This window comes from Clostridium nitrophenolicum, from assembly GCF_055391695.1.
The window spans coordinates 2,697,477-2,713,215 of record NZ_AP042469.1; the positions used below are offsets into that span (position 1 = coordinate 2,697,477).

The window sequence follows — 15,739 nt, forward strand, 5'->3', positions numbered from 1 at the left end:
TTAATAGATTTTAGCTGTATATATATGTATTCATAATAAGGATGACTGCAGTATAATTTACGAATATAATTGAACCTTTTAGGTAAATATAAAAACAAAAAAGAAATATTAGAGTTTATGTAGGGGGTGCTGTATAACATGAATTCTCTTACAAATAACCTAGATGATAATATAAACACAATTTTAGCTAACTCTCCAGCAAATTTCAATGTTGTAAAAAGAGAGATAATAATTAAAGATAATATTAGATGTTTTATATTATATATTAGTAACCTTGCAAAACAAGAATTTATAGAAAATAGTATAATATTTCCTCTGTTATTTCATGTTCAATCTTCGATAAACAACGTTGAGTGTAAGACAGATTATATAGCGAAAAGATATATAGCATCAAGTGATGTTCAGGTTACGTCAGACCTAAATTTAATATCTATGGAGTTGAAGCGTGGAAAATGTATAATTTTAACAGAAAATGAGAACAGCGTTATAGTCTGTAAAACCATAGGAGCAGCACATAGAGCTGTTACAGAGTCAAATGTTGAAAAAGTAATAAGAGGTGGTAGAGAAGCCTTTATTGAAAGTTTAGAAACTAATATATCATTAGTTCAGCAGGGAATTAAAAATGATAATTTAAAAATGGAGACTTTTATATTTGGGGAAGAAAACAAGATGGATTCAGTTCTTATTTATTTGGACAATGCAATTGATCCTGAGGTGTTAAATAATATTCGAAACAGCATAAATCTTGTAAAAGCTAAACAAATATTAGGGCCAGGAATGTTAAGCCAATTAATGAAAATTTCTGATTGGTCAATTTTTCCTCAAGTTAAAACCAGTGAAAAACCGACTAAGGTAATTTCGGACATTCTTCAAGGTAAAGCAGCCATATTAGCTGAGGGGGCTCCCTATGCAATGATACTTCCTGCTTGTTTTATAGAGTTTTTTCAGGATATTGAGGATTATGCAAATAGAGTCTTACTTGGAACTTTCGACAGACTTATCAGGTATTCAGCTTTAATAATAGTTTTAATTTTACCTTCTTTATATCTTATACTCCTAAATTATAATAGTGAGCTTACACCTTTAAATTTAATAAAAATAATTGTAAGTACAAGGCAAAATATTCCGCTGCCACCATTTTTAGAGATACTTCTTATGGAGATTTTAGTAGAAATCCTTAGGGAGGGAGGACTTAGGCTTCCAAACCCAGTAGGTCAAACACTGTCAATTGTTGGAGGTATTGTATTAGGTCAGGCAGCTACTTTAGCAGGATTGGTAAGCCCAACAACACTAGTGGTTGTGGCTATTACTGTTATATGCACTTTTCTTATTCCTAATTATGATATGGCACTTTCTATTAGATTATTACGCTTTGGAGTTCTTTTAATGACTAATTTCTTTGCTTTTTTAGGACTTTTAGTTGCAATTCAATTAATAATTGTAACATTAATAAGAATGGATTCTTTTGGTGTTCCGTATTTTACGCCTCTGGCTCCTTTAAGATTTAAAGGATTTAGGGATACTTTTACAAGATCTAAAATAGAAAATTTAAATACTAGAGCTATTGGATTTGAAAGAAGTAAGAATAAAAAAAATAAATAACCTTTAAAACAAAGAATGACAAATTGTAAGGGGAGCTGCGATGAATATAAATAATAAAATAACTGAACATCAGTATATAGCCCTTGTACATAGCGCAATGATAGCAGTGGGAATTTTATCTCTTGCCCAGGATGTCGCTAATGATGCTCATCAGCAGGGATGGATATCTGTGATAATTGGTGGTCTATATCCTATTGTTGTTGTGTTAATGGCTGCTTATATAGATAAAAAAATGAAACATGTTGACTTCAAGGAACTAAACAATAAAATATATGGCAAGTTTTTAACTAATATAATAATTTTAATTTTCTTTGCAATCTTTCTTTTTTTTGAAGTGACAATCATATCAGGTTTCGCTAATGTATTATACTTAACTATTGTTAATTATATACCCCGTTATATAATACTAATATTAGTTATGTTATTAACTATATATTCAGCTATATATGGACTCACTAATGTAGGAAGGCTATGCGAATTGTTTTTTTATCTAATGATAGGATTTATAGCTTTAATGATATTTTTTATTCCAAGAGGAGAGATAAGAAATATAAAACCTATTATTACTTCCTATAAGGATATAATTAAAGCAATACCTGCTACTTTGTATTCATACACAGGTGTGGAAATAAGCTATATTTCCATATCATTTATAACTAATAGAAAAAATGCTAAAAAAGCAGGTATAATTGCAGTTTTTACAATAATATTTATATATACATTAAATGTATTTATCACTATTTATTCACTTGGATGGGAACTAACTTCGAAGGTTACTTATCCTCTTCTTTATTTAGTATCTACTATACATCTACCATTAATTGAAAATTTTATAACATTGCTAATGCTTTTATGGAGCAGTATTATATTTAGAATTTTAGTCTGCTATCTTTTTGCATCCTCCTATTGTTTGTCAAAAGTTATAAAAATGAATTACAGAGGATGCTGTATTTTATGTTCAATTTTTACTTTGGGTTTAAGCTATTTTTTTATACCCGAATATAATAGAATAAAAATTCTAGACGTTATTACCCCATATGTAGTGATATTTGGAGTACTTTGGGGAGTTGTAACTGCAGTATTGGTTTATTTTAAAACAAGATAATATACAATATTTTATATGAACTAAAGATGAAATAATTATCTGTTAGGAAGTGATAATAATGCAAGTAATAAAAAAACTATCGTTTATTATTATAATTCCTATTATGTTTTCGGGATGTTATAACATGCGAGCTCAGGAAGAATTGGGAATAGTAATAGGATTAGGATATGATATAGAAAATCAGGGAGTTGGATATAAATATAGAGACACATTAGAAACTTTTACTTTTAAAGGTGAAAGAAAAATAGAACACGAAGTTTTTAGTGGTAGAAGCAAATCTATATACAGTACTGCAAATGAACTTCAGATGAAATCCAATAGGAAATTGATATTGGGAACAGAAATAGTTTACTTAATTAGTGAAGAAAGAGCAAGGTATGGAATTAAAGATATATTAGATGGACAAATAAGAGATCCTATGAGAAGAGTAGTAGCATCTATAGCAATAAGTGGAGAATCAGCAAAAGATGTATATAAAATGAATCCTACATCAGCATCCACCATGTCAGAACAAATTCGTGGAATTTTAAACTTTATTTGTATGGATAACTTCTTTCCTACCAATAATGAAGTATCAGAAGTTTTAAAAATGTATTATCAGGAAGGGAAGAAGATTGTTATACCTTATATGGAAGTAAAGGAAGAACGGTTTCAAGTTTCAGGGCTTGCATTATTTAAAGAAGATAAAATAATTAAAAAAGTTTCTCTGGATGAAGCTAGATTAATAAATATTTTAAGAAATAATGATGGATTTGGATATCTAGCTATTAACAAGCCAGAAAGAAACGAATACTATGAGGCTTATTTTAAAAATAAAAATAAACTTAAAGTGAATGTTTCAAAAGAGGATAATCATTTAAAGTATGATATTTTTGTTACTCTTATTGGAGATTTAAAAGTAGATACTATAGATAAAAATCTAATAACTAAAAAAGAGGTTAAAGATATAGAAAAAGTATTTGCAGAAGATTTGCAGAAAAAATTAGAGATCGAATTGGGGAAAATGCAAAAAGAATATCAAACAGATTGGATTGATCTTGGAAAGTATGCAGTAGCTAAATACGGCAGACAAGGAAACTATGCTAGTGATGAGGCTTTTTGTGATGCCGTAATAAAAGTACATGTAAATACTAAAATATCTACTATAGGACAAAAGAAAAAATAAATGCTATACTATTTTTAAATAAAATATAGTATTTTAATTAGAATTAAGGAAGAATGGGGGAAGGACCTTTGATACATCTTATTAAAGATGAGCTGCAAGGTATCGCTGAAACAATTAAAGCGATAGTTGGTATTGACGTAACAATTATGGATAGAAATCTCCTTAGAATAGCAGCAACAGGAAGACTTAAGGAGAAAATAGGAGCATACGGTCCTAGAAACTCGGTATTTGAAAGGTGCGTAAAAACAGGAGAACCTTATCTCATTGAAGATCCTACAATTTGCAGTGAATGTACCACTTGTGCTATAAGAGGAGTTTGCGATGAAAAAGCAGAAGTATGTTTTCCTATAATTATAGATGACAGAGTCGAAGGTGTTATTGGAATGATTATCTTTGACGAAAGACAAAAAAAGACCTTTTTGGAGAAAAAAGATAGTTATACAGATTTCGATAAGAGATTAAGTGAGTTTATTTCTTCAAGAATTAGAGAGAAAAGCATCAATAATAAATTAGAGTATAAATCAAAAGAATTGCTGACAGTAATTGACTCTGTAAATGAAGGCATTATAATCATAGATGATGAAAATAAAATACTTAGTATAAATAAATATATTAAAGAAAAATTTAAGCTAAAAGATTTTGGAATAGTGAGCAAAAACATAAATGAAATACTTCCTAACAAAATAATTGATAAGTTTAGGAAGACAAACTATTGCATAGAAGAAGATCAAGTATCTATTAGTTACAATAATTATAGATATGTGTTTCTCTTGTCAATAAAAGCTATTGAAGTTAATGAAAAGATTTCTGGTGCAGTTATAACCTTTAAGGATTTTAATAAATTACAACAGTCAGTTTTGAAAGCAAGCGAAAAACATTCATTATTTACTTTTGAAAATATTATAGGAGACAGTCCTTCATTTTCTCAAGTTAAAGAACAAGTGAGACTTATTTCAAAGCAAAATGTACCAGTTTTATTATTAGGAGAAAGTGGTACAGGTAAGGAGCTTTTTGCTAGAGCTATTCATTTTGAAAGTGATAGAAAAAACGAAATCTTTATGCCAATAAACTGTGGTGCAATACCAGATAGTCTTGTGGAAAGTGAACTTTTTGGATATGAAAAAGGTGCATTTACAGGTGCCAGCAGCAGCGGTAAGATGGGTAAATTTGAAATTGCAAAGGATGGAACTATCTTTTTAGATGAGATAGGTGATTTGCCTCTTCATATGCAGGTTAAGTTGCTTAGAGTGCTTGAGGAAAAAGAAATTGTAAGAGTAGGAGGGTTAAGTACTATTAAGGTTAACCCAAGAATTGTTGCAGCTACAAATAAGAATTTATACAAAATGGTAGAAAGAGGAGAGTTCAGACAGGATTTATTCTACAGATTAAACGTAATTCCTATTAATATACCTTCACTAAGAGAAAGAGGATATGATGTATTAGAGCTTTCGATGTATTTTTTAAATAGGTACAACAGAATATACGAAAAAAACATCGAAGGGTTTACTGACGGCGCTAAAAATGCTTTGATGGCTTATTCTTGGCCAGGTAACGTAAGAGAATTACAGAATTTAATAGAGTATGCTATCAACTTTGAAAAAGAAAAACATATTACGCTGGACACAATAATTAAAAGAATGACTAGTGATGAAGATATCCCTTTAATTGAAAAAGGATTAAAAGAGATGGTGGCAGAATATGAAAAGCAGATAATCAATAAATTAATTGAGCGTTATGGTGCTGATACTGATGCAAAGAAAATAATCGCTAAAAAACTAGGAATAAGTCCAGCCACATTATATCGTAAGCTTGAAGAATAAAGATATGAATGCATTTTTCTCAAAAATAATAATTAATTATTATTTTTGAGAAAAAACGTTAAAGCAAGGTGTAAACGGTTATATAGGGAAATTCCAGTGTTTTCATAAATGTAATTCTTATTTTTGAGAAAAACGAAAATATAATCTACGTAATTAGGCCATAAAATCTTTGGCATGATATTTGCTTATTAATAATTATAGATAAAATCTAGGAGGTAATTACAGATGAAAAACAATGAATTATTAGTGAGCATATTAAAGGACCAGGTTGTTCCAGCGCTTGGATGTACAGAACCAACTGCAGTTGCATATGCAGTTGCAAAAGCTAAGGAATTATTAGAAGAAGAAGTGGAAACATTAGATATATTAGTTGACCGTAATGTATTAAAGAATGGTAAAGAAGTAGGGATACCTGGAACGAATGAGAAGGGAATAGTAGTTGCTGCAGCTTTAGCATTAGTCGTAGGGAAGTCAGAATATAAACTTGAAGTGTTAAAAGAGGTAACAAATGAGAGCTTAGAAGAAGCCCTTAAGCTAATGGGAAAAAATATGATAAATCTAGATTTAAAAAAGGATGTTACAGGTCTTTATATTGAGGTAATTGCAAAAGGTAAAAATAATACTTCAAGAGTAGTTATTAAAAAGACTCACCTAAATGTAGTTCTTCTTGAACAAAATGGACAATGTATCTCAGCTCAAGATGACAAGGAAGAAGCTGCAAAACCGTCTTTAAGAGATAGAATCAAAGAATTTACCATTGCTGATTTAAAGGAATTTGTTGATACTATAGAGTTTGAAAAAATCAAGTTCATAAATGAAGGAATTGTTATGAACAGAAGAATTGCTGATGATGACTTAAAATACAATCTAGGTATCGGACTTGGAAATATGTTGAAGAGCGATAAAGAGGATCTAGAGCAAAATGCTAAGGCAATAACTTCAGCTGCTTCAGAAGCAAGAATGGCTGGACATCCATTGCCAGTAATGAGCAGTGCAGGTAGTGGAAATCACGGATTAGTTGCTATATTACCTATAGCTATTATTGGAGAAGGAATGAATATAGACAATGAAAAAATAGTTAGAGCGGTAACGCTAAGCCACTTAGTTACTGTATATATAAAGAGCTACACAGGATCATTATCACCAGTTTGTGGATGTGGAGTTGCTGCTGGGGTAGGAGCTAGTGCAGGACTATCATATCTTTTAGGTGGAACTCTTGAGCAAATAGGTGGAGCTATTAAAAACATGATAGCTGGTATAAGCGGAATGATATGCGATGGAGCTAAAATTGGATGTTCCTACAAGTTAGCTATATCAGTAAATGCAGCAGTGGATGCAGCTAAAATGGCAAACAAAAATGTATTTATACCTTCAAGAGATGGTATACTTGATGATTCAGTTGAAAAGACAATACAAAACTTAGGAAGAGTATCAAATGAAGGTATGGCAAATACTGACGATATAATTCTAGATGTAATGTTACAAGGCTGTAAATAAGAAAAATTATGCTCATAAACTAAAGAAAAAATCTTTAGTTTATGAGCTTTTTATCTATACTTGTCTATTTAGAATCATATATAATTCAGGATTAGATATAGCATCAAAGCCATATTTTTTATAAAGTCCATGTGCAGTGCTAGTTGCTAGCATTGTTCTTTTAACACCTTTAATTTCATCATGATTTACAATGCATTCCATCAGCCATTTTCCAAGTCCTAAGCCTCTATAATTTTCATCAATATATACATCACATAAATATGCAAAGGTTGCATAATCTGTAACAAGTCTTGCAAAGCCAATTTGTGTATCTTCCTTAAATAGACTAAAGCATAATGAATTTTCTATTGAGCGTAAAATGGTATCTTTATTTCTAGTATTTGCCCAGTAAGATTTTGATAGAAAGGAACACACAGCTTCTGTATCAACCTTCCTTCTATCTGTGTATATTATAAATTGATCACATTTATATTCTTTAAACATGAAGGCACCTCCTCAAAAATAATAGATTGTTTTTGCTAAGTTTTGTGGTACAGTTATAGTATATTTGGAATTTTTACTTTGAACAATAATGATAATATCTAAGTGTACCAGTACAGAGTGAGGTGATATGTTTTGATTAAATATAAATTAATATTGGATTTTATAAATAATCAGATATTTGATGGAAAAATAAAACCTGGCGAAAAGCTGCCTTCCATAAGGGAATTGTGCAAATTATTTGCCTGCAGCAAGGCAACAGTAATTAGAGCTTATGATGAGCTTGAAAAAAACCATATGATATATGCTGTACCACAAAGTGGCTATTATTTAGTGCCAAATAATATGAATGCTGATAGTAATTATAACAATAATATAATAAATTTTTCAGAAGCATCACCAGATAGCAATGCGTTACCTTATATAGAGTTTCAACATTGTTTAAATCAAGCGATAAATATGTATAAGGATAGTCTTTTTAATTATTCTAATCCTCAAGGCTTGCAGCCATTATTAAAGATTTTGTCAAAGGATTTTCAAAAATATCAGGTATTTGCTGATGAAGATAAAATATTTATAACTAGTGGTTCACAACAGGCAATTAATATATTGAGTATATTGCCATTTCCTAATGGTAAGAGAAATGTACTTGTAGAACAACCTACCTACTATGGTGCATTAAAATCCCTTGAATATAATGGAGTCACGGCAATTGGGATTAGAAGAACCTATAAAGGATTAGACTTTAGTGATCTAGAAAGGATTTTTAAGAATGGTAATATAAAGTTTTTTTATACAATTCCTAGATTTCACAATCCTACAGGAGGATCCTATTCATCAGAAGAAAAGAAACAAATATTAAAACTAGCTGAAAAATATGATGTATATATAGTAGAAGATGATTATTTAGGGGATTTAGATATTAATAGCAAAGTAGATCCAATTTATTCATATGACGATAATTGCAGAGTTATATATTTAAAAAGTTATTCTAAAGTATTTTTACCTGGACTTAGAATTGCAGCTTTGGTATTGCCTAAAATATTAACTGACATATTTTCTAAGTACAAATCCTGCGCAGATATAAGTACATCAGTACTTTCACAAGGAGCGTTAGAAATATATATTAAAAGTGGAATGTTTGATAAACATATAAGGAAGATAAAAAAACTCTACTCAAAAAGAATGAATTGTTTAAAGGATATAATACTATCTATCGATAAAAATAGTGGAATATGGAACATACCATCATCAGGCTTCTTTGCAAGTATTGATATAGATAATAATATAAGCTTAGAAAACTTAGTTAATAATTTACGAATGAGAAATGTTATGATTAAAAACATCAAGGATAACTATTTATTTAATTTTAATGGTGACAAACTGATAAGAATAGGCATATCTACAGTTAATGAAGAAAAGATAAAAAAAGGAATACCTATATTAGTGGAGGAGATATTAAAAGAAAAGAATAACCTTTGGAAAGCTTCGAATGATATTTTTAGTTTATAAAAATATAATTGAGAAACTAGGCCTTATTGTATAGGGTTACAAGGCCGAAAATTGACTTACACCCCGGACTATGTTTCCAAGCTTCAGTCCGTTAAAAACTTTTAGTCAGTCTAAAGCTTGTGTTTTAGACGACCTAAGAACTTAGATAAACTCGCTTTGCTCAAACAGTATCTAAGGTTCTAAGGTTGTCTTAAAACACTTCACTAAGACTGACACAAAGTTTTTAAATCTACCTTCAGCTTTGGAAACATAGCCCTTTGTGTAAGTCAATTTTCTGGTTAGCTTCCCTATAGAGTAATTAACCTAAAATTTTGAACTAATAAGGTTTTATAAACATTTGAGTCCAGTAGAAAACTCCACTAGGGCTTTTTGCAAGTCCTACACCTATTTCACTATATGCAGGGCTTAGTATATTACTTCTGTGTCCTGGTGAATTCATCCATGCTGTCATAACCTGTTCTGGTGTTTGCTGGCCCATTGCTATGTTTTCACCTGCAGCAGAGAAGTTTAATCCAAAGGATTGTATCATTGTAAATGGTGAACCATAAGTAGGAGATGTATGTGAAAAATAGCCTTTATCTATCATATCCTGTGATTTATATCTGGCAATTCTAGAAAGCTGCCAATTTGCTTTTAAAGGTGGAAGTCCAGCTTTAGCTCTTTCTGCATTTACTAAAGTAATAACTCTGTTTTCAGCAGTTTTAACATCCTGTATGTTCGGAACTGTTATTTTTTGTCCTGGATAGATTAAGTCTGGATTACTAATTTGTGGATTAGCGGATATGATTTCACTTATTCCAATTTCATATTTTACTGCAATTTTCCACATAGAATCTCCAGAAACTACTGTGTAAGTTATAGGCTGGGCATGAACCTTACTGCCAAATAACATTAAACATAAAAATGAACTTGCGAGTATTGTTTTTCTTTTCAAATAAATCACCTCGTTAAATATTGTGTGAAGGTTAGGTGACATTTATGTTATGTATATTGTGTAATTCATACAATAAAATGTAGAAAACATAGAGATATTTCAATAAGAAATAAATAGATATTAAGTTATTTACGTTGCAGGTTATTATTCATTATTAGAAAAATATGAAGATAGGGATTAAGAATTTAGTATTTCTGTCGAAAAAATGTAATAAGATTCTATATTGTGGTTGAATTTAACTGGTAATATAATCAATATTTGTACATAATATGAATATAAACGTAATTATTCTATTATTACAAAGTAAAACTTTAATAACTGCAAAAATTCATTGTATTTAATTGGAATATAAGGAGGAATACGGAGGATGTATGATTAAAATAGCTATTTGTGATGATGAAAAAATAATCCTAGAATGTATGTATAATAAGATAAAAAAAATAGCTCATAAATTATATGAAGATATAGAAATAAAAAAATTTATTAATGGGAATGAATTGTTAGTAGAAATTACAAATGCTGAACATTTTGATATATTATTTTTAGACATAGATATGCCACAAATAAATGGATTTGAAATAGCTAACTTATTAAGAAAATATAATAAAGAAATTATTATAATATTTTTAACATCTATGGATGAATTGGTTTATGAATCTTTTAAATATAACCCATTTAGATTTTTAAGAAAGCAAAAGGTGGACGAAGAACTAGTTGAGGTGTTTACTTCTGCTGTTAATTCTATTGAAAAAGTTAAAGAAAAACAGCATATCTTTAATACTGATTTTGGAAAAGTTAAATTATATTTAAATGATATTTTATATATTGAGTGCATAAATAGAAAAGTATATTTAAAAACTTTTAATATGAAATACAAATTATTAAATACTCAATTTAATAATTTAATTAATGAACTTGATGATAAAAGTTTCATTTTGATACATAGAACTTGTATGGTTAATCTTAAATATGTATGTAGCATCAACAAATTAGATATAATACTAGATAATAAAGAAAAATTGCCAATAAGTAGATATAGAGTAAATGATATAAAAAGAGCATTTACATTATATGCAGAGTAAAGATTATGGATATTTTAGGAAGTAAATTAATGGAGTTCTTATTTGGTTTATGCGAAAGTATTATATTTTTTAATTTCTTTTCTAATATCTTTAATAAGAAAAAAGATAATAAATACATATATATAGGAATAATTATTTTATACGCTCTGATTATATACTACTCAACCAATATGTTATACTTTTCTAATAGTAAACTAATTTTATCCATTAGTTTTTTAATACTCTTTGTTATAATTTTATATGAAGGAACCCTAAAAAATAAAATAATATTTACAATAATTGCAGTTATAGTAATGATTTTAAGTGACATAGTTGTAGCCAATATATTAATGATAGTTATGAAAATAGACTTACAAAAAATGCTTTTTGAAGAAAATTGGGCAAGAGTATTTTTAGTATGTCTCTGCAAAATGTTAGTGTTTATTATATTAAAAATGATTTGTTATTTTGTTGATAAAGCTAATTTAGATATTCCATTAGAATACTGGTATATGGTTTTAAGTATATTTTCTATACTATTCATTATCTTAATATTAATAGGTAAAATTGGAACTATGTCACAATATTATTTTGATAAATCTATATATTTTATAGTATGCTCTGTTGGAATTTTAATTATAACTATTTTTATTAATTATATATTTCTTAAATTAGGTAAGTATTATAAAAAAGAACAAGAATATAAAATAATTGAATTAAAAAATGAAATAATGGAAAAACACTACTTAGAAAAAGAGGAATTATATAATGAAACTCGTAAGCTTAGACATGATTTTAAAAATCATATTATTTGTACTTTATCTTTAATTAAAAATAATAAAATACAGGAAGGAATAGAATATATAGAAAGTATAAATAATGTTGTAGTTTTAGATTCAATTCTAATAAGAAGTGGAAATGATATAGTTGATGCTATATTAAATCAAAAAAGTATTTTAGCAGAAGAATATAATATTAATATAGATATAAAGGCCAATGTACCAAAAGAAATAAAAATAAAATCTATAGATTTATTATCTGTATTAAGCAATGCTATTGACAATGCAATAGAAGCATCTAGAAAAATTAATAATGAAGATAAAAAAAGAATAGATATAAAAATAAATCCATATAAAGACTATTTGCTCATTTCAGTTTCCAATGCAGCTAAGACAAGCCCTATAAGTACAATGAAAAAATTTCAAAGTACTAAAAAAGATAAAAAGAACCATGGATTGGGGCTTAAGATAATAAATAACATAGTAGAAAGATATGATGGATGTGTAGAATATTTTTATAAAGATAATATATTTACAATAAAAATATTGATGAAATTGATATGAATAAAAGTGTATTAAATTTATTTTAATTATATAAAAGAAGATATTTTAAAAGAGATTTTATCTCATTTTAGAATATCTTCTTTTATATTTTTTGTAAATTTATATCAAAAATTACTATTCGGTAGCAAAATTATGCTATTGAGTAAGAAAAGGAATAAAATTCAAAAAAACATGATATAATTTTGCTCAAAAGAGGTGAATAATTTGCTAGAACACTTGGCTGAAGACATAACTTTCATTTTAGTAAAAAATAAAATAATAGATATAGATGATAGAACTATTTATATATATGGGGTTCAGATTATCTTATCAACATTAATTATTACAATATTCTTATTAATTTTAGGAATTATATTGGACAAAGTTATTTTAACTTTGTTTTTTATTTCAACTTTTATAATTTTAAGATCATATACAGGAGGATATCATGCTGAAAGCTTTAGTGGGTGTTTTGTAATAACGACATTAATATATTTAAGTGAACTTTTAATAAATTGCTTACTACTTGATAAATATAAAACAGTTCTAGGGATGATTTTTGTAATAGTTTCATTAGTAGTTATTTATAGATTATCACCAGTAGAACATGAAAATAATCCATTATCATTAGATGAAAAGAAAAAATTTAAAAAAATAAGTAGAATAACAATTTCAGTAATAGCTGTGTTTATAAGTATAGGATTTTATACTAATTACATTTCAATAGATATAACATTTATAGTTAGTTTAACAATACTAGCAATATCAATTCTTACGATAATACCAGTATTAAAGGGAGGAAAAGAAAGTTATGGTTAAGGAAAAAATTTTAAAATCAATAGCTAATGCTACAAGAAAGATTGCAAAATCAGCAAGTTCTAATGCATCATTTTATTATTCCTATCAACCTAAAGTACCTGAAGATTTAAAGAAAAATTAGTAAAGAATATAATGTTACAAATTATAATTTTATAAAAAATAAAACAAGTATGATTAGAAATACAATATTTTTAGGAGGGTTTAGAAGAGTGGATGTTATTCAACAAACTAACAGAACAATTTTATTTGAGGAAATAAATCCGGAAAGGTTAGATTTAATTTCAGTAGTTGGTGATACAAAGGATTTAAATAGTTTAAATGATGACAAAATAAAGGAAATTAACGAACTTCTTTTAGTTAATAGCTTTGATGAATTTTTAGATAAATTTGCTCCAGTGGTGTATTCCTTCTACAATGCAAATAATCAAAAGGTTATGTATACATTAAAAAAACCAGAAAATATTCCAGATGCACTTGTAACAGAAATTCCAATTAATCAATCAAATGATTTCTTAAAAATGCTCTTCACTTTAATTGATACAAAAAGAGCACAAGGAATAGCAAATGTAGATTTTAAATTTGAAAATTTATTAGATATGATATCACCAAAGAAAGTTATGGACGATATAAAACAATCTAGAAAAGAAATTCAATATACATACAGTAAGTATGAAGCTTTAGATGAAGAAGACCCAACTAAATTAGATTTAGGGGACAAGCTTAATGATATGTTTGAAGAAGCTAGTGGAAATTATAATAATATTATGGCAATGCTTCCATTAGCAATTGAAGATATAAAGACAAGACTTCTTCTTGGAGCAGATAGTGAAAAAAATGCTGATGTACCATTGCAAATAGGTGTTTTAAGCATGGGAGAAAGTGGAGAACTAAAAGTTTTAGAAGCTCCAAAGCAAGAAGAAACTTCCTTAGTTGCGATAGATGACAATGCAAATTTAGGATTAATAGAAGCTTTTGAAGATGATTATGATGAGGTTAATGAAACTAAATCTGATTATGTAAAGAGTTTAGTTGTAAGAACATTTTGTCCTTTAGCTTCAACTATGGAAAGTTCAATTGACTTAGCTGTAGAAGTAGAAAACTATAATACTTATTTAGAATTTTATAAGAGCGCTAAAGATGATTTTATTAAAACAGTTAAGCCTTTAATTGAGAAGATCTTAGGAGTAAAAATGTTCTTTGATCAATATCAAACAAAGAATAAAGGAATGAAACCTTCTTTATTAGTTACAAACACAAAGCTTAATAGATTAGTTAGCTCTAATAATTTACCAAGATTAAAAACTTATTTAAGTTCAGTAAATGATAAAAACGATTTTACTAATGCGATTTGGTTTGGTATTGTGCCATCTATTGAACTTGAAGCACAAACAAAAAATAAAGTTAAAAGAGAAAGATTTAAATCAAATAAGAAAGTTGAAAAGACAGATTCAAATACTATGGAAGATTTATCAATGCTTTTAGATGTAGTTCAAAAATATCGTATACAAATCTTTTTTAGTTTTGAACCAAGAGAAGATACTACATTTAATCATGTGGCAACAGCTGGAATTGATAAATTTATAGATAAATGTGCGCCTTTATTACGCAACACTTATAGTGAATTTGCAATTCCATGTGTACCTAATTTTACAGTTATTCCAAAAGAAAAATCAGGAGTAATTTTAGATAAGAGAATGATCTTTTCAGAAAATGGCTCTGCAGAATTATCTAAAGAAAAAGAAGATATTCTTAAACTTTGGATAGAAGGGGTTTATATTGGAAGTTCATATATAGCAGCAGGAATTACAGCTGCATACCAATGTCCAGATTACTTAAAAGAATATTATGGTGACGTGTTTAGTGAATATCCAGGAGTTAGATTTGATATAGAATCCTCTGATAATGCACTAAGAGTTACAACAACACTAGCAAAAGAAATATCAGGATTTACTAATGAAATCAAAAATTCAATAAATAGAAAAAACTTTGGATTCGTTTTTTCATCAGAAAATGCTCAATTACAAGGAAAAGAGATAAAACAAATAACTGTATATAAAGCGAGAAGTTTACAAGCTACAGAAAATGATTTTGAATCAATCTATAAAACATTAGTAACCACTTATATAGAAAGAATACTAAGATTCTATACTAATGATTTTAAAGAGGATAATATTGTTAAATTCTTTAGTAATAATCCAAATAGTGTCAAGAGTAAATGGACGGCACATAAAGAGTATATAAATGCCATTATACAAGATGGTGATGACATTAACTTTATAATAAACGATAAGAATGGAACATGTAATATCGACCTTGTATTTAATGGTAATGTTAAGAACTTAGAAGTTGAAATCACACGCAGCGATGCTAGTTAATTTTAATAGATATCAATAATATCTATTTTAATTATAAATAAAAATTA

The 15,739-nt window shown here is 28.0% G+C and carries 13 protein-coding genes; 11 read left to right on the forward strand and 2 right to left on the reverse strand.

Features of this window, described 5'->3' with window-relative positions; genetic code table 11:
• Nucleotides 1-138 precede the first annotated feature (138 nt).
• From ACZ5N4_RS12720 to ACZ5N4_RS12740, 5 genes are all read left to right on the forward strand, one after another.
• Nucleotides 139-1,602, forward strand: coding sequence for a spore germination protein (locus ACZ5N4_RS12720; RefSeq protein WP_464210455.1), 1,464 nt, complete (start codon nt 139-141; stop codon nt 1,600-1,602).
• Between the two features lie 40 nt (nt 1,603-1,642).
• On the forward strand, nt 1,643-2,707 hold the full coding sequence (locus ACZ5N4_RS12725) for a GerAB/ArcD/ProY family transporter (protein WP_464210457.1): 1,065 nt from the start codon (nt 1,643-1,645) through the stop codon (nt 2,705-2,707).
• A 58-nt stretch (nt 2,708-2,765) separates the two neighbouring features.
• Entirely contained in the window at nt 2,766-3,872 is a 1,107-nt protein-coding gene (locus tag ACZ5N4_RS12730) for a Ger(x)C family spore germination protein (protein ID WP_464210459.1), read from the forward strand.
• A 68-nt stretch (nt 3,873-3,940) separates the two neighbouring features.
• Nucleotides 3,941-5,692, forward strand: coding sequence for a sigma-54-dependent Fis family transcriptional regulator (locus ACZ5N4_RS12735; protein ID WP_464210461.1), 1,752 nt, complete (start codon nt 3,941-3,943; stop codon nt 5,690-5,692).
• A 225-nt stretch (nt 5,693-5,917) separates the two neighbouring features.
• Complete coding sequence (locus ACZ5N4_RS12740; RefSeq protein ID WP_464210463.1) at nt 5,918-7,189, forward strand: L-cysteine desulfidase family protein; 1,272 nt, start codon at nt 5,918-5,920, stop codon at nt 7,187-7,189.
• Between the two features lie 54 nt (nt 7,190-7,243).
• Here ACZ5N4_RS12740 and ACZ5N4_RS12745 read toward each other — a convergent pair whose 3' ends face one another.
• Complete coding sequence (locus tag ACZ5N4_RS12745) at nt 7,244-7,672, reverse strand: GNAT family N-acetyltransferase (RefSeq protein WP_464210465.1); 429 nt, start codon at nt 7,670-7,672, stop codon at nt 7,244-7,246.
• A 132-nt stretch (nt 7,673-7,804) separates the two neighbouring features.
• On the opposite strand from ACZ5N4_RS12745, the gene ACZ5N4_RS12750 reads away from it, so the two are divergent.
• The gene (locus ACZ5N4_RS12750; RefSeq protein WP_464210467.1) at nt 7,805-9,181 is read left to right on the forward strand and encodes an aminotransferase-like domain-containing protein; all 1,377 of its coding nucleotides are present in this window, start codon (nt 7,805-7,807) and stop codon (nt 9,179-9,181) included.
• A 316-nt stretch (nt 9,182-9,497) separates the two neighbouring features.
• On the opposite strand, the gene safA is transcribed toward ACZ5N4_RS12750, so the two are convergent.
• On the reverse strand, nt 9,498-10,157 hold the full coding sequence (safA, locus tag ACZ5N4_RS12755; RefSeq protein ID WP_464210468.1) for a SafA/ExsA family spore coat assembly protein: 660 nt from the start codon (nt 10,155-10,157) through the stop codon (nt 9,498-9,500).
• Nucleotides 10,158-10,486: 329 nt separating this feature from the next.
• Between safA and ACZ5N4_RS12760 the strand changes: the two genes are divergently transcribed.
• From ACZ5N4_RS12760 to ACZ5N4_RS12780, 5 genes are all read left to right on the forward strand, one after another.
• The gene (locus ACZ5N4_RS12760; RefSeq protein WP_464210470.1) at nt 10,487-11,197 is read left to right on the forward strand and encodes a LytR/AlgR family response regulator transcription factor; all 711 of its coding nucleotides are present in this window, start codon (nt 10,487-10,489) and stop codon (nt 11,195-11,197) included.
• A 5-nt stretch (nt 11,198-11,202) separates the two neighbouring features.
• Nucleotides 11,203-12,519, forward strand: coding sequence for a sensor histidine kinase (locus ACZ5N4_RS12765; protein ID WP_464210472.1), 1,317 nt, complete (start codon nt 11,203-11,205; stop codon nt 12,517-12,519).
• Between the two features lie 204 nt (nt 12,520-12,723).
• Nucleotides 12,724-13,317 (forward strand): accessory gene regulator ArgB-like protein, encoded by a 594-nt coding sequence (locus ACZ5N4_RS12770; protein ID WP_464210474.1) that lies wholly within the window; start codon nt 12,724-12,726, stop codon nt 13,315-13,317.
• On the forward strand, nt 13,310-13,438 hold the full coding sequence (locus ACZ5N4_RS12775; protein ID WP_464210476.1) for a cyclic lactone autoinducer peptide: 129 nt from the start codon (nt 13,310-13,312) through the stop codon (nt 13,436-13,438). Before ACZ5N4_RS12770 ends, ACZ5N4_RS12775 begins: the two co-directional genes overlap by 8 nt.
• Nucleotides 13,439-13,526: 88 nt before the next feature.
• Entirely contained in the window at nt 13,527-15,692 is a 2,166-nt protein-coding gene (locus tag ACZ5N4_RS12780) for a transcriptional regulator (RefSeq protein ID WP_464210478.1), read from the forward strand.
• Nucleotides 15,693-15,739: the final 47 nt, after the last annotated feature.

Excerpts from the sequence above, each read along its gene's own strand:
- ACZ5N4_RS12720 (WP_464210455.1), top strand. The coding sequence starts at position 139 with ATGAATTCTCTTACAAATAACCTAGATGATAATATAAACACAATTTTA.
- ACZ5N4_RS12725 (WP_464210457.1), top strand. The coding sequence starts at position 1,643 with ATGAATATAAATAATAAAATAACTGAACATCAGTATATAGCCCTTGTA.
- ACZ5N4_RS12730 (WP_464210459.1), top strand. The coding sequence starts at position 2,766 with ATGCAAGTAATAAAAAAACTATCGTTTATTATTATAATTCCTATTATG.
- ACZ5N4_RS12740 (WP_464210463.1), top strand. The coding sequence starts at position 5,918 with ATGAAAAACAATGAATTATTAGTGAGCATATTAAAGGACCAGGTTGTT.
- ACZ5N4_RS12745 (WP_464210465.1), bottom strand. The coding sequence starts at position 7,672 with ATGTTTAAAGAATATAAATGTGATCAATTTATAATATACACAGATAGA.
- safA (WP_464210468.1), bottom strand. The coding sequence starts at position 10,157 with ATGTCACCTAACCTTCACACAATATTTAACGAGGTGATTTATTTGAAA.
- ACZ5N4_RS12760 (WP_464210470.1), top strand. The coding sequence starts at position 10,487 with ATGATTAAAATAGCTATTTGTGATGATGAAAAAATAATCCTAGAATGT.
- ACZ5N4_RS12765 (WP_464210472.1), top strand. The coding sequence starts at position 11,203 with ATGGATATTTTAGGAAGTAAATTAATGGAGTTCTTATTTGGTTTATGC.
- ACZ5N4_RS12775 (WP_464210476.1), top strand. The coding sequence starts at position 13,310 with ATGGTTAAGGAAAAAATTTTAAAATCAATAGCTAATGCTACAAGAAAG.